This window comes from Streptomyces sp. NPDC006643, assembly GCF_042870175.1.
Classification (GTDB): domain Bacteria; phylum Actinomycetota; class Actinomycetes; order Streptomycetales; family Streptomycetaceae; genus Streptomyces.
In genome coordinates this window covers 86,578-107,805 of the sequence record NZ_JBIAHA010000024.1, presented here as the reverse complement: position 1 = coordinate 107,805, position 21,228 = coordinate 86,578, and the positions used below count along the sequence as shown (strand labels likewise).

Genomic DNA, 21,228 nt, shown 5'->3' with positions numbered 1-21,228 from the left:
CGGCATGCTGACGTACGAGGACATCATCAACGCCCCGGTGGCGAAGCTGAAGGCCGCCGCCGATAGTTGGACGAAGATGACGGCCAGACTGGACCGGCTGGTGCCGGACGCCTGGGACGGCATGAGGGCCAGGGCGGAAAAGGCCGCGTGGGAGGGCGTGAACGCGGGCGTCACCAAAGAGTTCATCGCCAAGACGGCCAAGGAATTCAAGGACGCGGCGGCCGAGGCCAGGGGCGTGATGCAGATCCTTGACGACGGTTACGCGGCCATCAAGAAGGCCAGGGACGACCTGCTGAGCATCCGCGACCACGAAGGGCCGGCGGCCGGCATCCACGTGGACGCCAAGGGCAGGGTCACTGCCCGGAACTCGATCCAGGAGCTCACGCCGTACCAGCGCGCCCATGACCCGGGCTACCAGGAGACCCTCCAGCGGGAGAAGCAGAACATCGCCGCCTGGCAGGCGAAGATCGACCGCATCGTCGACAACTGCGACGACACTGATGTGGCGTTCAAGAACGCCCTTGAGGCCAATGTCACCGACCGCAAGGACTTCAGCGGGCCGAAGTACACGACACTGGACCAGGAGGAGGCCGCACGAGCCGCCACCCTGGCCGGCAAGGGCCGTGACCTCACCCACACCGAACTCCAGGCGCTCAACGAACTGCTGGCGGACAACAGCAAGTCCGTGGAGTTCTCGAAGAACTTCTACGAGAAGCTCGGCCCGGAGAAGTCCCTCGCGTTCTTCGGCGCGCTCGCCACCGACACGTCCAAGTTCGGCGGCGATGTCGACAAGCAGCGGCTGAAGGACGTACAGGAACTCCAGAAGAACCTGGGGCTCAACCTGGCCAACGCCTCCCACGACTCGAAGTTCACCGCCGAGTGGGGCCCGGAGCTGCGCAAACTGGGCACGGAACGCATCCCGTTGTACAAGGGCGATTACAACGGGGCCTTCGGGTACCAACTCCTCGGCGGCATCATGCGCAGCGGGAACTACGACCCGAAGTTCCTCAACCCGATGGCCGAACACGTGGCACAGCTCCACCAGAAGGACCCGACCCAGTTCAGCTCCAGGGGCGCGGGCGCGTTCACGAACCCGTACAACCCCTCGGGCGTGAGCGGCGCGGGATACGACCCGATGACCGCCATGCTGGAGGCCCTCGGCAACAGCCCGGACGCGGCAAAGCAGTTCTTCACCGACCCGCCGACCGCGTACAACGAGGACGGCACGGTCAAGGCCGGCGCGACGGCCGACCTCGGGAAGACCGACGGCACCGCGATCGACAACTACCTCGACTTCTTCGGCAACGAGAAGTGGGAAGGCTTCCCCGACACCAACGAGCACAATGCGGGTGACGACTCCAAGGCACGCAATCACATGCCCGACGCCCTGGGCAGGGCGCTGGAGGCCGCGACCCTCGGCTACCCGGCGGGCCACCCCGTTGGCGACGTCGTCCGGGACGCGGACAACGCGGCGATCATGCGGGCGGTCATGGAAAAGTACGGATTGGACGTGGGCCTGCTCGACCACCAGGAGGCGCTGGCAGACAGCCTCGGCACCATGGGCGCGGGGTACATCAACGACATCAACTGGGCGCTGCACAAGAACGATCCGGGCAGTGTCTTCGCATCGGGCGGAGACTCAGAGGGTCGCCTCGACTACGCGGACAACGAAGGCAACCACGCAAGGAGCGTCGCCCGCGGCTTCCTCAGCGCCCTGGGCCAGCATCCCGACGCGTACGCCACGCTCTCGACGGCAGAGCAGGCCTACACACGCAGCGTCCTGGAGGGACAGGTCGGCCCGGACGGCAAGATCGACGAGGGAGGGGCCAGGTCGGCGGTCTTCGTCGGCGCCGAGGTGCAGGGCATGCTCGACCAGTCACGGGCCGACCAGGTCGAAGCCGACGGCCTCAAGACCCACGAGGACTACGAGAAAGCGGTCGCCAAACGCCAGGGCTGGATCGAGATGGGGGCCGGCGTCGGAGTGGCGGCGTCTGTCGCCTTCTTGCCCGTCGCCCCGGCCGTCGGCGCGGCAGCGGTTCTCATCCCGCTTGCGACGGACGCCGGCGGCACCGTGGTCGAAGGCGTCTTCAGTCAGTTCGTCGGCGGCGTCTCCGAGGACTCGGTGGACGAGAACAAGGAAGATGTCGAGGAGAGCATCCGGGAGGAGAAGACCGGGATCTACTCAGCGGGTGAAAGCCTGTCCGAGGCTCCGATGGAGGAGTTCCTGAAGCGGAATGGGCACGCCGTCGACAAAACCTTCGAGCAGGACCTCACAGAATCAAGGGGACTTGGCTACGACCAAGGCAACGCCCGTGAGAACCAGCAGGGCCACGACCCCGAAACGTCCTGAGCCTCTCCCTCGACCGAATCGACACAGAAGGAACCCGATGGTGACCACCCGCACGAGGACGCGCAGGCTCCTGTGCGCGGCAGTGGCCGGCTCCCTGGTGTTTCTGGCCGCAGGGTGCAGCGACGACACCGACGGGAAATCGGCCGACGCGTCCGTGACGGCCGACAAACTCTGCGGCGGCGGAGCCGTGACCAAAGCCGCGGCGAAAGCGCTCCAAGTGATCACCGGTGAGACCCGGTTCGCGGCATCCGGAGAGGACTCCACCGTCGCCGACGCGGCCGAGGAGTTGTCCCGCGAGGCCATGACCTCCTCCTACGAACGCGAAGACATCTGTCGCATCTACCCCGATGCCCCTGTCAACGAGCTTCGTGTGCGGTGGGAGTTGGACAACATCATTCGGAAGGGACCTCCCCACCCGCAATTCACCGTTCTCCCCATGGGGGAGGAAGCCGGTGCCGCTCACGACAAGGCTTACGTCACCTTCGCCTGCGGACACAAGGACCAGGGCGGCTCTTCGCCCGACTACGTCAGCGCCTGGGTCGAAGCCACCGGCAGGCCCACCGAGCCCGAGGGTGATATGCGCCCGTTGAAGAACGCCTACGCAACCGTCGCCCACTCCTTCGCCCTGGCCATGGCCAAGGAACTCGACTGCGACGACAGCGCCGGACTGAAGCCCAAACCCTCTCTCATCCCGGCGCCGTGACCACCCGCACGAGGACGCACAGGCTCCTGTGCGCGGCAGTGGCCGGATCCCTGGTGTTTCTGGCCGCAGGGTGCAGCGACGACACCGACGGGAAGCCGGCCGACGCGTCCGTGACGGCCGACAAACTCTGCGGCGGCGGAGCCGTGAACAAAGCCGCGGTCGGAGCACTCGAAGTCATCACCGGTGCGACCTTGTTCGCTCCCACCGGCGGAAAATCCGCCGTCGCCGCCGCAGCCGGGGAGTTGACCGGAGTGGCCGCACCCATGGGCTCCGGAACCGGGGATGTCTGTAGCATTTTTCCGCGTCCCGAATCCGATGGCCCGGCCGATGAGATTCGCATCGTCTGGAGAGTGAGCAGCACCCCTCCGAAGGAAGACACCGCCCGGAAATTCACCAGGCTTCCCATGGGCGAGAAAGCCGGTGCGGCTCACGACTCAGCGTTCGTCACGTTCCCTTGCTCGCCGAAGGACAGGCCTCTCGCATCGCCCGACCATGTCAGCCTCTGGGCGCAGTCACGGGCACTGCCCACGGAGGCAGAGGGAGATGTGCGGCCGCTGAAGAACGCCTACGCCACTCTCACCCACTCCTTCGCCCTGGCCATGGCCAAGGAACTGGACTGCGACGACAACGCCGGACTGAAGCCCAAACCCTCTCTCATCCCGGCGCCGTGACCACCCGCACAAGGACGCGCAGGCCCCTGTGCGCGGCAGTGGCCGGCTCCCTGGTGTTTCTGGCCGCAGGGTGCAGCGACGACACCGACGGGAAACCGGCCGACGCGTCCGTGACGGCCGACAAACTCTGCGGCGGCGGAGCCGTGAACAAAGCCGCGGCGAAAGCACTCCAAGTGATCACCGGTGAGAACCGGTTCGCGGCATCCGGAGAGGACTCCACCGTCGCCGACGCGGCCGAGGAGCTGGCCGAGAAGGCCACGTACCGCAACTACGAACTCGGAGACGTCTGCCGGATCTACCCCGAGGATTCCGCCAAAGAGGTGCGCATACGGTGGGAGTTGATGAGCACCCCTCCGAGGGGGCCCTCCGCCGAGAGGTTCACCGCTCTTCCCATGGGCCTGGACGCCGGTGCCTCCCACGACGCGGCTTACGTCACCTTCGCCTGCGGAGACAAGGACCAGCCGAACTCCTCGCCCGACTACATCAGCGCCTCGGCCGAGGCCACCATGCGCACCGGGCCCGACGGTGACGAACGTGCCTTCAAGAACGCCTACGCCACCCTCGCCCACTCCTTCGCCCTGGCCCTGGCCAAGGAGCTGAAGTGCGACAACGGTGGCGGGCTGGAGCCCGAGCCCTCCCTGGTCCCGGCGGTGTAGGCGTGACGGGCGGCCCGGGGGCCGCCCGCTTGTTGGCTCAGGCCGACGCCACGCTCGGCAGGCGGTGGACGTCCTTCGCCGTGCCCGTGACGCCCGACAGGAAGCCCTGGGCGCGTGGGGAGGCGTTGTCCTTCAGCCATTCCGGGGCGATGTCCCACACCGCCACCCGCACGCCCGTGCCGGCGAGCGCGAGTGGCAGGGTGTGGACGACCGTCGACGGGAAGCTCAGCACGGTCGAGCCGATCGGGCCGCGCCGGGCGATCAGTTCCAGCGGGAGGTCGGGGCGGACGATCTCCAGGCCCGTCTCCGTGGCCAGCCGGTGCAGTTTCTCCACGCTCTCCCTGCGGTGCGCGAAGTACCGCGTCGCACCGTGGGTGCGGGCCAGTGAGCCGACCGCTGTCACGTACTGCTCCAGATCGACCACGCCCGTCTCGACGAGCGAGGTGCCGACCATGTCGGCGCCCTTCGCGATCCGCGGCGGCCCGAAGGTCGCCTTGGTCCACTCGAAGGTGTTGGCCGTGACCGTGATGCCCTCCGGCGCCTCCACGGGCATCGAGGTGAAGACCTCGACGCTGCGGGTGCGCGACGGTGTGAGCCGGCGCCGCGCGACGGCGGAGACCGGCGCGAGGACCAGCTCGCGCGGTCCGCGCCTGCCGCCCCGCCGGTGCCAGCGCACCAGCGGCTCGCCGTGGACGAGTTGCGCGATGAACTCCATCGTCGCCGTCCCGTCGTCCACCACGGTCAGCTCCTTGCTGCTGACGAGGGTCAGCAGCAGCTGTACGTAGCGGGAGAACGGGTCCCCGATGACGATCCGCTCCGCCTTGCGCAGCAGCGGAGCCAGCTCCCGTATCGTCCGCAGCGGCGCGCTCGCGCCGCCCCGGGCCTCCTGCCACCGCACGGTGAAGCCCGCGTCACGGGCCAGTTCGGCCATCCGCCGGAGCTGGCCGCGTGACATGGGATCGGTGGGCGACAGGACGACCACGGTGAGTTCCGCACCGGTCGCGCTCGCCCGCGCCCACTCCAGCACGTTCAGGAGTTGGACCGGGCTCTCCACGAATGCGATGGCGCGAGGGGACGGGGTGCGCACCCCGGAGGGACGGCTCATGGCTGTCAGACCGCCACGGGCTGTGCGCCGTCCGCGGCCTCGGCGACGACACCGGCGACGCGGCGGAGCTTCTTCATCGGGCCGAGCTCCGACTCGTACACCTTCTTGACACCGTCACCGAGGGAGGCCTCGATGGTGCGGATGTCGCGGACGAGCCGGGTCAGGCCCTGCGGCTCGACGGAGGCGGCCTGGTCGGAGCCCCACATGGCGCGGTCGAGCGTGATGTGACGCTCGACGAACGCGGCGCCGAGCGCGACGGCGGCGAGGGTGGTCTGGAGACCGGTCTCGTGGCCGCTGTAGCCGATCGGCACGTTCGGGAACTCGGCCTGGAGGGTGTTGATGACCCGCAGGTTCAGCTCCTCGGCCTTGGCCGGGTAGGTCGAAGTGGCGTGGCAGAGAAGGATGTTCTCGCTGCCCAGCACCTCGACGGCGTGGCGGATCTGCTTCGGCGTCGACATGCCCGTGGAGAGGATGATCGTGCGGCCGGTGGCGCGCAGCGAGCGCAGCAGCTCGTCGTCGGTGAGCGACGCGGAGGCCACCTTGTGGGCGGGCACGTCGAACTTCTCCAGGAACGCGACGGCCTCGGTGTCCCACGGCGATGCGAACCAGTCGATGCCGCGCTTCTTGCAGTGCGCGTCGATCGTGCTGTACTCCTCCTCGCCGAACTCCACGCGGTGGCGGTAGTCGATGTACGTCATCCGGCCCCAGGGGGTGTCCCGCTCGATGTCCCACTGGTCGCGCGGGGTGCAGATCTCCGGGGTGCGCTTCTGGAACTTGACGGCGTCGCAGCCGGCTTCGGCGGCGGCGTCGATCAGGGCGAGCGCGTTGTCGATGTCGCCGTTGTGGTTGATGCCGATCTCGCCGGTCACGTAGACGGGGCGGCCGGGACCCGCGGTACGGGTGCCGAGGGTGCGCAGGCGGGAGTTGGTGCTCATTGTGAGGGTTCCTTAACTGGTCGAGATGTCGGCGGTGGTGCCATGGGGGGTCGCGGGGGTGTTGACGTCCAGACCGGGTCCGAGGAGCCAGGTGGCGATCTCGCGGATCGCGCCGGCGCCGCCGGGGGTCGTGGTGACGGCGCGCGCCGCCGCGCGTACGGCGTCGTGTGCGCTCGCGACGGCCACCGGCCAGCCGGCGAGCGCGAAGCACGGGAGGTCGTTGACGTCGTTGCCGACGTACAGCACCCGGTCGGGTGTGACCTCGTGCTCGTCGCACCACTGCTTCAGTGCGAGGTCCTTGCGGTCGATGCCGTGGAGCACCGGCACGCGCAGTTTGCGGGCGCGTGCGGCGACGACCGGGTTCTGCTCGGTGGAGAGGATGAGCAGTTCCAGGCCGGCGCGTCGGAGGGCGGCGATGCCGAGGCCGTCACCGCGGTGTACGGCGACGGTCTCGCGGCCCTCCGAGTCGACGAGCACCCGGTCGTCCGTCTGGGTGCCGTCGAAGTCCAGGACGACCGCGTCGATGTCGGCGCGGCCGGGGAGCGCGGGGGTGTCCAGGAGCGGCGCGAGGGCGCGGGCGCGCTCCAGGTCGTGCGGGTCGTCGATCTCCAGGACGCGCTCGGGGTCGGTGGAGACGAGTTCGGTACGGCCGAAGAAGCGGTGGCCGGCCTCGCGGAAGCCCTCGGCGCGCATCGCGTAGGCGGCGCCGGTCTCCAGGAACTCCTGGGGGCGGTCCTGCCTGCGGGGCCGGTTCGACTTGTCGTGGTTGACGCCGAAGCCGTCGCTCTCGGAGCGCCAGATGAAGCCGTGGGTGGGGGCGACGGTCAGCGCGCTGTCGGCGCCGCCCTCGGTGACGGCGGACACGACGCCGTCGAGGTCGCCGGGGGTGATGAAGGGGCTGGTGCACTGCACGAGGAGGACCACCTCGGTGCGGTGGGCGGCGCCGCGCATCGCGCCGTACGCGTCCATGGCGTGCAGGACGGCTGCCTCGCTGGTCGCGGTGTCCCCGGCGATGGCGGCGGGGCGCAGTACGACCTCGGCCCCGGCGGCGCGGGCGGCGTCGGCGATGGCCGCGTCGTCCGTGGAGACGACGACGTCGGTCACCTTCCGGGCGGCGCGGCAGGCGCGTACGGCCCGTACGACCAGCGGCACGCCGCCGACCTGGGCGAGGTTCTTGGCGGGGACGCCCTTGGATCCACCGCGGGCGGGGATCACGGCGAGGACGGTCATGGACGGGTCTCCTTGGTTCACTGCGTCGTGCTCGTGCACTGCGTCGTGCTGGTCCACTGCGTCGTGCTCGTGCACCGCGTCGTGCTGGTCCACTGCGTCGTGCTCGTGCACTGCGCCGTGCTTGTGCACCGCGTCGTCCTGGTTCGGTGCGACCCGCTCGTTCGCGGGGCGCTCGTCGGACCAGCCGGACCAGCCGTAACCGGCGAGTACGTCGGCCGGGAGGGGCCGACGGCGTACGCGCGGGCGGGGGTTGGGTGCGGGGGTCGCGCCGTGCGGCGCGGGCGCGGCGTCCACCGGTGCCTGGGGCACCCGGGGCGCCCGGACATCGCTCTCCGGTGCCGGCACGCCGCTCGCGGAGCCGCTCGCCGAAGCCGCGTCCGGCCGGCGCCCCGTCACAGGTCGCCCATCCGGCGGATCACGGGGGCCACGCGCTGCACCCCGTGCCGGTAGGCGCCGCGGGCCGCCGCACGGACCGTGTCGCGGACGACGCGGCGGACACCGGTGGTGCCGGCCTGCGCGCCGCGGTTGGACGCCGTCAGCGGGTGGCCGTCGGGCGCGAGGTGGTAGCGGGCGAGGAGGCCAGGCAGATAGCCGGGCGCGGTGGTCGCCGTGTAGTACGGGGTGACGGGCGGCAGTTCGCCGTCGGCCAGCAGCTTCGCGACGCGGTCGCGGGCGGTGTCGAACGCGGAGGCGTAGCCGCCGTCGGCGACGACGCCCTGCCGGTCCGCCCAGACGGGGTCGGCCTTCGGCCGCTGTCCGCCGTCGAGCTGGTCCCAGGAGGCGAGGCAGCCGGAGCCGATGAAGTGGTGGTTGCCGAGCGGTTCGCGGATCCCGAGGTCGGTGAGGATCGCGGTGGGGATCCGGCGGTGCAGGGATTCCAGCGCGGCGGTCGAGGAGACGGTGACCAGCAGGTCGGTGCCGTCCAGGACCTCGCCCATGTTCCCGTACACCAGGCGGAAGTTGGGCGGCAGTCCGCCGGGCAGCTTCTCGGCGAGGCGCTGGTACGGATACTCCTCGACGTGCGTGGTCTGCTCGCCCACGCGGCTGCGCAGCTTGAGCAGGACCTCGCGGCGCGGGTGCAGTCTGGCGTGTTCGACGAGCCGTCGCAGCAGGTACACGCGGTCGGCGCGGGTCAGCGGGACGGACGGCTGGGCCGCGAAGACGACGGTGTCCCGGCCTTCTTCGGGGGCGTAGCGGGAGCCGCCGAGGAAGGGCAGCGCGGCCTCGGTCACCGAGTCGGACGAGGCGCCCACTCCCTCGTACACGGCGCGGAAACGCTGGGCGTCGTGGCGGGAGTTGGCGAGGACGATGTCCGCGCCGTGGCGCAGCAGGAGTCCGTCGGACAGCTTCTCGTAGACGACTCCGACATAGCCGGTGACGAGCGCCGGCCGGGCGGGCAGGTCCAGCGCGGATATGCCGTGGAGCATGGCCTGGACGGCGCCTCCGACGAGGGCGAGGACGACCACGTCGTACGACTCCGCGCGCAGGACGTCCAGGAATTCCGTCCCGGTCATCTCGCGCAGCGCGTCGGCCTCGGCTCCCACCTCCTCCAGCTGACGGGCGGTGGGGGTCGCTCGTCCGCGCAGCAGAAATCCGCTGAGCTCGATGTCGCGGTCGTCGGGTGCGATGCGGCGCGCGGTCAGCGCGCCCCACTTCCACCTGGTGTCGGAGTCGGCGAGCACGGCGACCCGGACCGCTTTGCTGGTACGTGATGGCACGTGTTGGACGTTAGAAAGGCATTCCGATTGGCGGCCCAACACAACAGCAATAAAGGGTTAACAGAGGGTCGACAGCGAGCGAAATGGCCCAGGAGCGGCTCTGGTTAACCGTTCCGCCATCCTTCGTTCACCTCGCATCTTCGCGGATGTCGGAACGAATGCCGGGCCGCCGCCTACCGTCACCGGGGTGGTCAAGCTCTCTGTCGTCGTGCCGTTCTACAACGTGCAGACATACGTCCCAGAAACCCTTCGAAGCCTCTTGGCGAACACGCGGGAGGATTTCGAGTTCCTGCTCGTCGACGACTGCTCGACCGACGGGACCCCCGAGCTCCTGCGGCGCGCCGAGCGCGAGCTGCCCGGCGCGGTCCTGCTGAGACACGAGAGGAACGGCGGGCTGGCCACCGCGCGCAACACCGGGCTCGACGCCTCGCGCGGCGAGTACGTCACCTATCTCGACGGCGACGACTGGGTGGTGCCGGGCTACTACGAGCGGCTGCTGGCCACCATCGAGGGGCTGGGCTGCGACTTCGTACGCACCGACCATGTCCAGTTCACCGGCAAGGCCCGCACGGTGCACCGCGTCCCGGTCGGCCCGCGCGACCAGGTCCTGAAGCCCCGCGAGACGATCCTGCCGGCCGACAAGACGACGTCCGTGGACTACGCGTACGCCTGGGCCGGCATCTACCACCGGCGGCTCGCCGACCGGGGGCTGCTGCATTTCACGGACGGGCTGCGGACCGCCGAGGACCGGCCGTGGATCTGGCGGCTGCACCGCGAGGCGGAGTCCTTCGCCGCCGTGGGGCTGCTGGGGATCTTCTACCGGCGCGGTGTCGCCTCGTCGCTCACGCAGATCGGTGATGTGCGCCAGCTGGACTTCATTCGCGCGTTCGACCAGGTGATCGAGGAAACAGCGGCGGATCCCGAAGGTGAACGGTTTCTTCTGAAGGCCGTACGCACCTATCTGGCGATCATTTCGCACCACTTGGGCGCGAAGGAACGATTCGAACCGGCCGTGGCCCGGAAATTGCGCACGATGAGCGCCGCCGCGATGAGACGGCTGCCGCAGGACGTACTGAGAGAAGCGCTGAACTCGATGGACCTGGACCGTTCCACCCAGTTGCGCCGGCTGCGCAGGGGCGCGACCGGGAAGGCGGCGGCCTGATGAGCACCCTCTCGCCCGGATCGCCCGCCTCCCCCGGGGCGCCCGCGTCCCCGGCCCGTACGACGCGTGTCTTCTACGCCTCCACCCTGTACGGCGCCGCCACCCTGGCCGCCGCGCTCGACGCCGGTCTGTTCCCGGCCGTCGACCGGACGGTCCTGGTCGTGAGCAACAACGCCGGTACGCCCGAACTGACCCCGGCCGTCCATGAGATGCCCGGCTTCACGGCGCTGCGTCACCGCTTCGACTCCGTGCTGTCGTGGAACGAGACCATCGCGCCGTTCCACCCCGGCGGCTGGGTCCCCCGCGAGGACGACCTGCCGATCTGGGAGCGCCATCTGCGGCTCGCCTGGGGCCTGGGCGACGACACCGTGGAGCTGGTCCTCGAATCGATCCAGGTCAGCCCGGCGCTGACGCTGGCGGAGATCTTCACGGCCGCCCGTATCGAGGTGTACGCGGACGGGCTGATGAGCTACGGCCCCACCCGTAACCGGCTCGATCTCCAGGTCGGCGCGCGGATCCGCCGGCTGCTGCACCTCGATCTCGTACCGGGTCTGGTGCCGCTGCTGCTCACCGAGTTCGGCGTGCCGTCCGAGACGGTCCCGACGGCGGACTTCCTGCGGGTGCTCGACCAACTTGAGCACACCGCGCGGGAGTTCGAGACTCCCGAGGTCGCGCCCGCGCTGCTGCTCGGGCAGTACCTCTCCACGCTCGGCCTCATCACCGAGCGCGAGGAGGAGGAGCTGCATCTGCGGATGGTGCGGGGCGTGGTCGGACTCGGCCACAAGAACGTGGTGTTCAAGCCGCACCCCACCGCCCCGGCCAGCTGGTCGCGGCGGCTGGAGGAGGAGGCGTCGAAGCTCGGCGCCCAACTGACCGTGCTGGACAGCCCGGTGCTCGCCGAGGTGCTGTACCGGCGGCTCAAGCCGGCCCTGGTGGTGGGCTGTTTCTCGACGGCGCTGTTCACGGCGTCGGCGTTCTTCGGCATCCCGGTGGCCCGTACGGGCACGGAGATGCTGCTCGACCGGCTCTCGCCGTACCAGAACAGCAACCGGGTGCCCGTCACGCTGGTGAACGCGCTCGTCCCGCCGCTGGACGACGACGGTACATTCCGGACCGAGGCGCAACCCGCCGAACTGGTCGCGGCTGTCGGCTTTGTGATGCAGCCTCAGATGCATCCGGGGCTGCGGCCGGCGGTGGAGACCTTCCTGGCCGGCCGGCAGGACGCGCACACGCTGCGCTACTTCAAGCGGCGACGGCTGACCACGCTCGGTCTGCCGGGCGCGGTCGGGCCACAGCTGGTCCGTATCCCGCAGAACGCGGCGGCGCAGCGGGTGGTGCGCCGGGCGCGGCGGCTGCGCCGGGCAGTGCTTCGGTTGCGCGCATAATCACGGCGGTCCGGCGGCGCGCCTGGTTGCAGGCGCCCGCTATCACTTCTGCCATCCTATTGGGCGATAGTGAACTTTTGGTCCATTTGGAGGTATTCGGCGGACTGTCCCTTTCCGGACCGCCCCGGCGGCGTTGATAGCCACGTGGAACCACGTGAACTCTGGGATCGGAACAGCGTCCTCGCCGAGGCCTTCTGCGCCAGCGACGAGCAGGTGCGGCAGGCCCAGGCCGTACTGGACGAGGCGCAGGCGGAGCGGAGCCGTACCCTCGCCGCCTTCGCGGTCACCGTCGGCAACGACGGTGCCGTGGCGGATCTGATGGGCCTGCCGGAGCGCGAGGTGCGGATCGCGCGGCGCACGGTGGGCAAGAGCGACGCGCGCAGCGTCGCCGAGGAGCTGCTGGACCGCTATCCGCAGGCCCATACGCAGCCGATTCCGCAGGCGCAGGCGCCCGCCGCGACGCCACCCGCGCAGCCGTCGGAGGAACCTTTCTCCGAGCAGGCGTACCAGCAGCAGTCCCACCGGGGCGCCCCGGCGGAGGTGCATCTGCCGCACCCCCGCACCGAGAGCGGTGCCCCGCTCCAGGAGATGGCCCACCACCAGGAGGCCGCCTCCCCCGTGCTCCACGCGACGGAGGCCGAGACCACCCCGGTCGTCTGGTCCGCCAGCATGGACTCGGTGCTGCTCTGGAGCTGGCAGTCCGGCCTCGATCTCCAGACGGTGGCGGGCGAACTGGGCCTGGACATCCGGGCGTTGCTGCTCCGTGTCCAGGCCCTGGCCGACAACGGGATGCTGACGCCGTCGGCCACCCAGACCGCCGAGGCGAACCGGGCGGGCCGACATCGCAGACACCACGAGGAGGCGTACGCGGCGCTGTTCAGCCCCACCGCCACGTTCCCCTCGCCGGTGCACTACTGACGGGGCGTCAGTCGGTCAGCTCCCCAGGATCGCCCGCAGGTCCGCCGCGTTCGACTGGGTCACCTTCCACAGCTCCTGCTGCCTGCCGTGCACGTCGGCCACCGACGCGGCGTGGTCGTCCAGCAGCCCCAGCGCCCGCTCCGTGAGGACCGACCCGAGGTTCTTGTCGTGGACCGAGACGCCCCACTCGGGGCGGTCGATGTCCGACAGGAAGTACGCCATCTTCGGGTGCGAGATCAGCGAGATGATCGGGGTGCCGCAGCCGAACGGGATCATCCCCGCGTGGCCGCGCATCCCGATGACCAGCTTCGTACGGGCGTAGGTGTCCCTGATCGCGTCGTTGTCGAAGTCGTACATCGGGATGACCGGCAGCGAGACGTCGTGCTCACGCCGCAGGTCGAACGCGATCTTCTCGTCGTCCAGGGAGTGCGCCACGCACTGGACCTCGGTGTGCCTGCCGAGCGCCCGTACGGCCTTCGCCATCTCGGCGAGGAAGTGGTCGTAGTCGTGGCCGAAGCGCAGCCCCGCCCGGTCGTACGCGGCGTTGATCATGACGGTGTTCTCGCGCTGCCCGGGGGCCGGGTCGGTCCAGCCGTCGACCAGCTGGCGGGTGACCGTGGTCGGGCAGGGCTGGAAGCGCACCTTGTCGTGCAGCGAGGCCGGCAGCAGGGCGCGGACCTTCTGGATCGAGCCGTGGTTGCGGAGCGCGAAGAAGGCGCTGCGCTCGACGAGTTGGCGCAGGGAGGAGTTGAAGCGCCCGGCCCGGTAGGACTGGCCGTCGAAGGCGTTGAAGCCGACCGCGTACACGACGATCGGGACGTCGATGCCGTTCAGGTTCTCGTCCGGTACGTTCCACTGCCAGGCGCTGTTGCCGTTCGGCGCGGTGTCCGGGATGAACAGGCCGCCGCCGCCGATGACCAGGCCGCGCCGCTCGTTGACCCGCCGGAGCGCGGCCTTGTCGAAGAGGCGGTGGGCGTGGATGGAGTGCCAGCGGGCCGGGCCCGTCTCGATGTCGGCGCCGCCGTTCGGGCCGGTGCTGGTGCCGACCGCGAGCCGTACGGACTCGGGCAGCAGCTTGTCGCCCGCGTTGCCCTGCTGCGGCATGTAGAAGGCCACATGGGCGAGTTGGTCCCCGGGCGCGCCCTCGCGCGGGGCGGGCAGCTCGTGGCCCTGGGTACGCAGCCGCATCAGCCGGTTGGGCCGGTGGGTGGGGTCGACGGCCAGGCCGCGCATGGCGTACGCGTGGGCCGTCGCGTCGTCGCCGTGGATCCAGGCGATCTGCGCGAGCCGCCCGAAGGACGTCGCGGCGCGGACGGGCGAGCCCGCCGCGAGGTGCAGCTGGATCTCGGCCTCGTCGTAGCGCGAGACGCTCATCAGGGCGTGTCCCAGCACCTCGTGCGGCCAGGTGTCGTCGACCGGGATGTGCACGCTGGTGAGGATGTCGGCGGCTTCCTGGAACCCGCCCGAGTTGATGTGCGCGTGGGCGACCTTGCGGGCGGCCTCGACGTCACCGGTGCGCTTGACGTGCTCGGTGCCGTACTTGACGACCAGGTCGCGGTGCATGGTGCCGGACACCGCCATGTACGCGGCGTAGAAGTCGGTGTCCGACAGCTCGAACTCGCGCCAGCGGTCCTCGGCCTGCGTGTAGCCGGACTCGCCGCCCTGCCAGGGCTTGTGGCGGCCGGTGAAGTGCAGGATCGCGGTGTCGTCGGGGACGGGCTTGTCGCCGGAGAGCCGCCGCTTGACGAAGTTGTAGCGCGAGTCGAGCTGGACGAAGTCGCCGTCCAGCACGGAGTTGAGGATGCCCTGGTCGTGCTTGTCCAGCTCGTAGTCGCCGCTGCGGCCGGTGGCGTCGATCCGCGCGCAGAACTCGTCGCTCAGATACTCGCGCTGGATGACGAGCAGTCCGCTGTTGAGCTTGTGCTGCCCGTAGAAGAACTGCGGTACGGCGGCGAGGCCTTCGCGCAGCTGGAGCAGTTCGGTGAGGTCACCGAGGACGACCATGTCGGTGTCGAGGGTGATGATGGTGTCGTAGTCGCGCAGCCGGAAGACGTCGAGGATGAAGTACGCCTTGCGGACCAGGTAGTTGTCCTGGTCGCCCTTCTCGTAGCTGTCGTAGCGCGCGGCGTCGACGCGGTGGAACCGGACCCGCGGGTGCAGCGCGCGGATCGAGGCGACCGACTGGGGCCGCAGATCGTCGTGGAGGACGATGAAGTCCTCGCACACACCGGGGTTGGAGAGCGCGAGGCTGCGCAGGAGCGCCAGGAAACCGGGCAGATAGTTCTCGTCGACGAAGGACGCGAAGGCCAGACGTCGTTTGCCGGTGAGGGCGTTGGCGGACAGCGGCGCGGTGGCGGCAGCCGGGGCGAGGGGGGTGGCGGTCATCGCAGGGAGATCCTCGTGTCGGTCACGCTCTGGGCGCGTTCCATGACCCACGCCTTTTCGCTGGTGTACTCGTGCACGGACGTGATCGGCATCTTCATCGCGTCCTTGAGGCGGTACGCGCCGCTCTCGTAGAAGTCGAAGCCGATCAGGTCGAGCTTCGGGCTGGCGTCCAGGAAGTTCAGCAGCCAGAGCATGTTGAAGCCGGTGGTCGGGATGGCGGGCCAGGTGTCGTTGCCGACGCGGCCGATGTTGCGCAGCGGCCAGCGCAGCGACTCGTCGTTCACATAGGTCTGCGCGCCGGGGACGAGACGGTTGCGCAGCGAGTTCTTCCAGTCGCCGCTGAGGCCGCCGAAGATCAGCCGGGTGGTGACCTTCTGGTCCCAGTTGAAACCGTGCTTGTGGATCGAGGTGTGGATGTCGGTGCGCCGTCCGGTGGCCGGTGCGTCGATCTTGTACGAGTTGAAGCGCACCACCAGGTCGTACGCGTCGATCTCCGGCCCCAGCGAACCGCGCCCGACGCTCTGCGAGTTGGCGATCAGACAGATGGACTTGCCCGCGATCTGGTTGCGGAACTCGCCGAGCGTGAGCCACTGCACGTCGCCGAAGGTGGGGTCCGGGACCGGGCCGCGCTGCCTGCCCCGGCGCATCTCGCCGTACAGCTCGGCGAGTTGGCGGGTCTCCTCGATCAGCTGGGGCTCGTCGACGGGCCCGCCGTGGGCGAGGCGCAGATCGAGATACTGGCCGATGGACACCTGGAGGTCCGTCACCGGGCTGTCGGCGCCGCGCATCGCGAGGAGCGCGCCGATCAGCCGCGCCTCGGCGCCGGCGCGGTCGCCCGCCTCGTGCAGGGCGACGCCCTCGGCCCACAGATCGGTGGCCGGGCCGTCCGCGTACACCGACGCCTGCGGGCAGCCGCGCTCCAGCAGCCCCAGCAGCTCGTCCTGCTGCTCACCGGCCCTGTTCAGACCGGCGATCCGGGGGGCGACGCCGAAGCCGTCCTCCTCGGTCAGGGCGAGATAGCGCTCGTAGGCGGCGATGGTCGCGGGCTCGTCGCCCATGGCCTCCAGCGTGCGGGCGCGCAGCCGCCAGCCGGCGCGCGAGTTCTTGCGCTGGGTCAGCACGGCGTCGCTGATGAGCAGCGAGAGCTTCAGCTCGTCGGCGTACCCGCACTCCAGGCCCTTGTTGCCGGCGGCCAGCAGGGCGTCCAGCAGCTCACCGCTGAGCGAGCCGGTCGGCCCGGCGACCACTTTCTTGGCCAGACCCCGGATGAGCGGGGTGCCGGCGGGCGCGGCCTGGGCGCTCTCGCCGGAGCCGCTGGCGTGGGCGGCGAGCACCAGGCGCAGCTTCTCGGCCAGCTCGACGCGCTTGCGGTCGAGGCTGCCGACCATCTTCCCGCTGTGCACCGCGCAGGCGCGCAGGCACACGTCGAGCTCGGTCGGTGTGATCCGGTCCCCCCGACCCGGGACATTCCCGGCCCCGTCGGGCGGCCCCGCAGGGCTGTCCCCGTCGCGCGGCCTGAGCCATCGGTTGCGGACCTTCGTCATGGTGCTCCCAGCGTCTGTCTGCCCGCGATCAGGTTGCGGGTCGGGCGACAGGCTAGGAAACCCGCGCGACGGGAAGGTGAACTGACCGCGTCGACAGGAGGAACGAGTGGAGCCTGAAAAATGGTCGCGCGAGGCGGGGCAGGTGGGGAGGGGTCAGGCCCGCCAGGCGTCGGCGACGGTGTGCGCGACAGCCACGGCCTGGGCGTGCCCGGCGCGGGCCGCGGCCGGGCGACGCGGGTCGGAGGCCATGTCGCGGCCCATCGCGCGCCGGGACGCCCGGTCGGGGGTGATGAGCGTGACGCCGCTGCCTTCGGCGGTGAGCCGGGCGGCCTGCTCCTCGGCGTGCGGGTGGGGGCCGACGGCGGCCGGTATGGGTGCGACGGCCAGGATCCGCCGGTGGCCGTGGGCGAGTTGGAGGTTGGTGGTGGAGCGGGACCCGCCGTCGATCCAGCGGCGGCCGGCGGCGTGGGCCGGGGGCCAGACCAGGGGGACGGCGCAGCTCGCGGCGACCGCCTCCAGGAGCGGGAGCCCCGAGTCGGCGTCGAAGGCGTGGACGTGCCCGTCGTGGGCGTCGACGGCGGTGATCCGCAGCGCGCGCCCGGCCGGCCAGTCCTCGGCGTCGCGCAGCAGGGTGCCGACCGTCTCCAGCACCCGCGCCCGGTCCGCTCCGGTGCGGGCGGCCAGGGCGGCGCGGCCCAGGCGCCGTACGGAACGCTCCGGATCGCGTGAGCCGAGCGCGGCCCACAGGAAGCGCAGGGTCTGACCGGCGGTGACGCCCAGGTCCACCCGGTCGGCTCCGGCCAGTTGGCGTGCGTACAGCTCCCCCGGGGATTCGCCGGCCGCCAGCCGGGAGCCGAAGATCGCGCCGGCGGATGTGCCGATGAGGGTGGTGGCACGGGTGACGTCGACACCGGAGTCGGCCAGACCGGCGAGGACGCCGATCATCCAGGCGCCGCCGACGGGGCCGCCCCCGCCGAGTACCAGGGTCGTGTCGCTCATGTCGTTCCCCCGTCGAAGCGTAAGTGGGGAGCCTTCCCCGTTTAGGGTGGCGACGATAGCATCGGTAGTGGGGACCGCTCCCCGGTACGGGTCCGGAGGAGCGGGGCGAGCGGGAGGAGCGGGATGACGGAGGAGGCGGACACCGGCGCCGGGCGGGGGCCCGTACGGGAGCCGGCGCGTCGGCGCGACGCACGGCGCAACCGGGACCTGCTGGTCGAGGCGGCGCACGCGGTCTTCGCCGAACAGGGCCTGGAAGCCCCGCTGGACGTGATCGCCCGCCGCGCGGGCATCGGCAACGCCACGCTCTACCGGCACTTCCCCACCCGGGCCGCACTCGTCGACGCGGCTTTCCGCGACACCCTGGCGGACACGACGGCCGCCGGCCGGCGCGCGCGTGACGCGGACGACGCGTGGGCGGGGCTGACGGAGTATCTGGACGAGGTCTTCGCGGGGCTGGCCACCGATCGCGGCACGAACGACCTGATGACCACGGCTCTGGACGGCGTCGACTCCTTGCGGGACGTCCACGCCCACAACCGGGAGACCATCCGCGTACTGCTGCGGCGCGGCCGTGAGCAGGGCTCCGTCCGCGCGGACGTGACGACCGAGGACGTCCTGTTCGCCCTGGCGGCACTCGGCCGCGCGGTCCCGTCCCTCACCACCGCGGCGGGCCCCGACTCCTGGCGCCGCCCCCTCGCCCTTCTCCTGGCCGGCCTGCGCCCCTCCCCCGGAGACCGGGCACTGCCGGCCCCCGCGCTGACGGCCGGCCAACTCACCGACGCGCTCCGGGGCTTGGGCCCGCACCGCGCGCCCGCGCAGGCGGACACCCGGGGATGAACCGTGCCCGCCTCCCCGGGGGAGAGGCGGGCACGGTCCGCCGTGATCGGCCGGGGCGGGTCCGTCAGCCGCTGCCAGGCGTCAATGGGTGCGCCGGGAACTCCGATTCGATCCGCTGTTTGAACTCCCGCTGTGCGAGCTTCCGTTGTGCCGGGTACCGCTGCTGCGGTCGCGATTCCCGTTGGACCGAACGCCGTTGTTGCCGTTGGCGCCGTTACTCTGCTGCGGCGCCTGAGCCCCCGTCTGCTGCTCGGGGTAATTCAGCTGTCCCAGCGTCTGCGCCACGTTCGCGTGGGCTGTTACGGCGGGCAGCTGGGCCATACGGGCTTCGTCGGCGTCCCGGAAATTCAAGCCGACCGCCACTTCTCGGTGGAAGTGGGTCCCGTACCTTATCCACTGGTCGGTAGCCTGACCGTGCGCTTCCGAGGCGGCTGCGTAGGCGTCATACCGCCTCTGCGAATCCGGGTGACGGTCGTACGACGCCATGGTGGACTGGACTTCACGTCCGGTCGCTATGAAAGATTGCAGCGTGTTCTGCGCATTCGACAGCGCCGCCTCCATTTCGTCGTCCATGGGGTTGGCACGAAAGTGATCCCGCCAGCCACGCCGTTCGTTGCTGTTGAACAGCGCCCTGAGCTCGGCCAGCCCTTCTCGCTGGGCGTCGGTGTAATAGCCACCCGCCGACTCGTAGCTGCTGGCGTCACTGACGTCGCTGTGATTGCTGGAACCGCTGCCGCGTGAAGGCATTTCCGCCGACTCTCCTTCTTGTTGACTCCCCGGAAGCTGGGCTCACCAACTCCGTGTTGCCCTTGTTTGGGAGACAACGTCCCGACGAGAGGACCGGTTCAACCGGACTCGCCTCCACCCTGCCCGCGCGGCCGGCTCTATCTCTGGGCAGACACGGCAGTCATCCCCAGGCCCGACGCTCGGCGGACACCCCGGACCTAGTTTTGAAACACGGCGCGGAACGAGTCACAGCCCGCCGGCCCCACACCACATGTTCCGGGACCCGGATGTCCTGAGGAGGATCCCCATGTCCAGAATCTCCAAGCGCACAGCCCTCACGTCCCTGGCCGGTGCCGCCGCCGTCGGCGGTCTCGCCGTCGCCGGCATCGCGTCCGCCAGCACCCCCACGGCGCCGACCGTCGACAACGCCTCGGCCCGCTTTCTCGCACCGTCCGAAACCACCGAGGGCGCGTTCGCCTTCGCCGCGGACGTCGCCGACGACTCGGGTGCCAAGAGCCTCAAGGTGCTGGCCTGGCCCAACGCGTCGGACCTCAAGCCGACGGCCGAGGAGATGGAGAGCGCCGAGAACGCGGTCTGCGAGCGCGTCGACGACGAGAAGTCCACGTGCACCTACACGCTACGGCTGACCGAGGAGGAGGCGGAGGGCACGTACACGGGCGACTGGACGATCTCCGCGCTGCTCACGACGCGGGACGGCGAGACGAAGTTCGTCCCCGTAGCGACGACGATCAACATCGACTTCTGAGGGGACGGGGGCGGAGGCGAGGTCCTTCAGCGGGCGTAACTCCCCTTCTGCACGGCCGAGATGAAGGCCGACCAGCTGACGGCGGGGAAAACGAGCACCGGGCCGCCGTGGGCGAGCTTGGAGTCCCGGACGGGGACGACGGGGTGGCCGTCGGCGACTTCGAGGCATTCCCCACCGGCGCCGCCGCTGTAGCTCGACTTGCGCCACACCGTGAAGCGCTCACTGCTGACCATGTTCGTATTCCTCCGCTACGGCCCGCATCAGGCCCATTGACTCCTGGTGCGACAGCGCATCGCCCAAGGCCAGATCGTAAGCCGCCTGACACCTGCCCACCAGGGCCGGATCGTCCATCAGGTTCCCCGTGTAGAGACCCTCGACGTACGCGATCGGTGCGCCGTCCTCGAAACTCATCAAGGTGAGCAGGCTCTCCATCACGGCGTGCGCCCCAAGGCCGAACGGCAGCACGTGAAGCCGCAGACGCCCCACCTCGGCCATACCTGCGATCTTGCGTAGCTGCGCGGCCATGGTGAGCGCACCTCCGACTGGGCGTCGAATTACGGCTTCGTCCAGCAGCGTCCACAGTACTGGGCCTGACGTGCCCTCAAGGATGTGTGCCCGTTCCATGCGGTTGACCACGCGCCGGTCAATCTCGTCCGTCCGGAAGTTCGCGTGGTACGAACGAAACACCGCCCGCGCATAGGGCTCGGTCTGAAGCAGGCCAGGCACCAGCGAGAGCCCGTACTGACAGATCTTGATCGCCTGCTTCTCCAACTCGGCTGCGGCAGAGAAGTGTTGGGGGTACTTCGACTCCAGGTCCTCCAACCAGCGCTCGAAGAACCCGTCCGTCCCCAACGCCTGGTCGATCCGCTTCGCGTCCGACGGGCTCGGCAGCCGCCTGCCCGCCTCGAAGTGGCTGATCAGTGTGTGGGAGCACACCACCAACTGCGCCAACGCCTCCTGCGTCATCCCGGCCGCGATGCGTCGCAGCTTCAGTTCCTCCCCGTACTTCTCCCGAGGACTGCGCGGTACCCGCTGCACCGACATGCGATCAACTCCCGCCCTTGATGTGCGCTTTGTCAAGATCGAACCCCTTCCAGGCTAGCGACCACCACCCCACTCTGTAAGTGAAATGTCACAG

General features: G+C 70.0%; 19 protein-coding genes. 9 read left to right on the top strand and 10 right to left on the bottom strand.

Annotated features, from left to right (window positions below; genetic code table 11):
• Nucleotides 1-4 precede the first annotated feature (4 nt).
• From ACFYNU_RS29570 to ACFYNU_RS29555, 4 genes are all read left to right on the top strand, one after another.
• Complete coding sequence (locus tag ACFYNU_RS29570) at nt 5-2,350, top strand: hypothetical protein (RefSeq protein ID WP_356591695.1); 2,346 nt, start codon at nt 5-7, stop codon at nt 2,348-2,350.
• Nucleotides 2,351-2,432: 82 nt separating this feature from the next.
• On the top strand, nt 2,433-3,053 hold the full coding sequence (locus ACFYNU_RS29565; RefSeq protein WP_356591693.1) for a hypothetical protein: 621 nt from the start codon (nt 2,433-2,435) through the stop codon (nt 3,051-3,053).
• Nucleotides 3,050-3,724, top strand: a complete 675-nt coding sequence (locus ACFYNU_RS29560) for a hypothetical protein (protein WP_356591691.1) — start codon at nt 3,050-3,052, stop codon at nt 3,722-3,724. Before ACFYNU_RS29565 ends, ACFYNU_RS29560 begins: the two co-directional genes overlap by 4 nt.
• A complete protein-coding gene (locus ACFYNU_RS29555; RefSeq protein ID WP_356591689.1) occupies nt 3,721-4,380 on the top strand; it encodes a hypothetical protein in 660 nt (219 codons plus the stop codon). The genes ACFYNU_RS29560 and ACFYNU_RS29555 overlap by 4 nt, the downstream gene beginning before the upstream one ends.
• A gap of 37 nt (nt 4,381-4,417) precedes the next feature.
• Here ACFYNU_RS29555 and ACFYNU_RS29550 read toward each other — a convergent pair whose 3' ends face one another.
• The 4 genes from ACFYNU_RS29550 to ACFYNU_RS29535 all read right to left on the bottom strand — a co-directional run bounded on the left by ACFYNU_RS29550 (nt 4,418) and on the right by ACFYNU_RS29535 (nt 9,368).
• Complete coding sequence (locus ACFYNU_RS29550) at nt 4,418-5,485, bottom strand: hypothetical protein (RefSeq protein WP_356591687.1); 1,068 nt, start codon at nt 5,483-5,485, stop codon at nt 4,418-4,420.
• Nucleotides 5,486-5,490: 5 nt separating this feature from the next.
• Complete coding sequence (locus tag ACFYNU_RS29545) at nt 5,491-6,420, bottom strand: N-acetylneuraminate synthase family protein (protein WP_356591685.1); 930 nt, start codon at nt 6,418-6,420, stop codon at nt 5,491-5,493.
• A 12-nt stretch (nt 6,421-6,432) separates the two neighbouring features.
• The gene (locus tag ACFYNU_RS29540) at nt 6,433-7,650 is read right to left on the bottom strand and encodes an acylneuraminate cytidylyltransferase (protein WP_356591785.1); all 1,218 of its coding nucleotides are present in this window, start codon (nt 7,648-7,650) and stop codon (nt 6,433-6,435) included.
• Nucleotides 7,651-8,042: 392 nt separating this feature from the next.
• Nucleotides 8,043-9,368, bottom strand: coding sequence for a DUF6716 putative glycosyltransferase (locus tag ACFYNU_RS29535; protein ID WP_356591683.1), 1,326 nt, complete (start codon nt 9,366-9,368; stop codon nt 8,043-8,045).
• Between the two features lie 187 nt (nt 9,369-9,555).
• Between ACFYNU_RS29535 and ACFYNU_RS29530 the strand changes: the two genes are divergently transcribed.
• From ACFYNU_RS29530 to ACFYNU_RS29520, 3 genes are all read left to right on the top strand, one after another.
• The gene (locus ACFYNU_RS29530) at nt 9,556-10,530 is read left to right on the top strand and encodes a glycosyltransferase family 2 protein (protein ID WP_356591681.1); all 975 of its coding nucleotides are present in this window, start codon (nt 9,556-9,558) and stop codon (nt 10,528-10,530) included.
• On the top strand, nt 10,530-11,915 hold the full coding sequence (locus ACFYNU_RS29525) for a polysialyltransferase family glycosyltransferase (RefSeq protein ID WP_356591679.1): 1,386 nt from the start codon (nt 10,530-10,532) through the stop codon (nt 11,913-11,915). The genes ACFYNU_RS29530 and ACFYNU_RS29525 overlap by 1 nt, the downstream gene beginning before the upstream one ends.
• Before the next feature lie 144 nt (nt 11,916-12,059).
• Nucleotides 12,060-12,833 (top strand): hypothetical protein, encoded by a 774-nt coding sequence (locus ACFYNU_RS29520; RefSeq protein WP_356591677.1) that lies wholly within the window; start codon nt 12,060-12,062, stop codon nt 12,831-12,833.
• Nucleotides 12,834-12,848: 15 nt separating this feature from the next.
• Here the strand turns inward: ACFYNU_RS29520 and ACFYNU_RS29515 are convergent, their stop codons facing one another.
• The 3 genes from ACFYNU_RS29515 to ACFYNU_RS29505 form a co-directional block, all read right to left on the bottom strand.
• Nucleotides 12,849-15,218, bottom strand: coding sequence for a glycosyltransferase (locus ACFYNU_RS29515; RefSeq protein WP_356591675.1), 2,370 nt, complete (start codon nt 15,216-15,218; stop codon nt 12,849-12,851).
• Complete coding sequence (locus ACFYNU_RS29510; protein WP_356591673.1) at nt 15,215-16,762, bottom strand: hypothetical protein; 1,548 nt, start codon at nt 16,760-16,762, stop codon at nt 15,215-15,217. Before ACFYNU_RS29510 ends, ACFYNU_RS29515 begins: the two co-directional genes overlap by 4 nt.
• Before the next feature lie 153 nt (nt 16,763-16,915).
• A complete protein-coding gene (locus ACFYNU_RS29505) occupies nt 16,916-17,761 on the bottom strand; it encodes a patatin-like phospholipase family protein (RefSeq protein ID WP_356591672.1) in 846 nt (281 codons plus the stop codon).
• 123 nt (nt 17,762-17,884) lie between these two features.
• Here ACFYNU_RS29505 and ACFYNU_RS29500 point away from each other — a divergent pair, with 123 nt between their 5' ends.
• Nucleotides 17,885-18,598 (top strand): TetR family transcriptional regulator, encoded by a 714-nt coding sequence (locus ACFYNU_RS29500; RefSeq protein ID WP_356591671.1) that lies wholly within the window; start codon nt 17,885-17,887, stop codon nt 18,596-18,598.
• Between the two features lie 81 nt (nt 18,599-18,679).
• Here the strand turns inward: ACFYNU_RS29500 and ACFYNU_RS29495 are convergent, their stop codons facing one another.
• Nucleotides 18,680-19,345 carry a hypothetical protein gene (locus ACFYNU_RS29495; RefSeq protein WP_356591670.1) on the bottom strand — a complete coding sequence of 222 codons (666 nt, stop codon included), beginning with the start codon at nt 19,343-19,345 and terminating at the stop codon, nt 18,680-18,682.
• Between the two features lie 286 nt (nt 19,346-19,631).
• On the opposite strand from ACFYNU_RS29495, the gene ACFYNU_RS29490 reads away from it, so the two are divergent.
• Nucleotides 19,632-20,090, top strand: a complete 459-nt coding sequence (locus tag ACFYNU_RS29490) for a DUF5707 domain-containing protein (protein ID WP_356591669.1) — start codon at nt 19,632-19,634, stop codon at nt 20,088-20,090.
• Nucleotides 20,091-20,116: 26 nt separating this feature from the next.
• Here ACFYNU_RS29490 and ACFYNU_RS29485 read toward each other — a convergent pair whose 3' ends face one another.
• Together ACFYNU_RS29485 and ACFYNU_RS29480 are read right to left on the bottom strand one after the other, a co-directional pair.
• Nucleotides 20,117-20,323 carry a DUF397 domain-containing protein gene (locus tag ACFYNU_RS29485; RefSeq protein WP_356591668.1) on the bottom strand — a complete coding sequence of 69 codons (207 nt, stop codon included), beginning with the start codon at nt 20,321-20,323 and terminating at the stop codon, nt 20,117-20,119.
• The gene (locus tag ACFYNU_RS29480) at nt 20,310-21,134 is read right to left on the bottom strand and encodes a helix-turn-helix transcriptional regulator (protein WP_356591666.1); all 825 of its coding nucleotides are present in this window, start codon (nt 21,132-21,134) and stop codon (nt 20,310-20,312) included. Before ACFYNU_RS29480 ends, ACFYNU_RS29485 begins: the two co-directional genes overlap by 14 nt.
• Between the last annotated feature and the right edge of the window lie 94 nt (nt 21,135-21,228).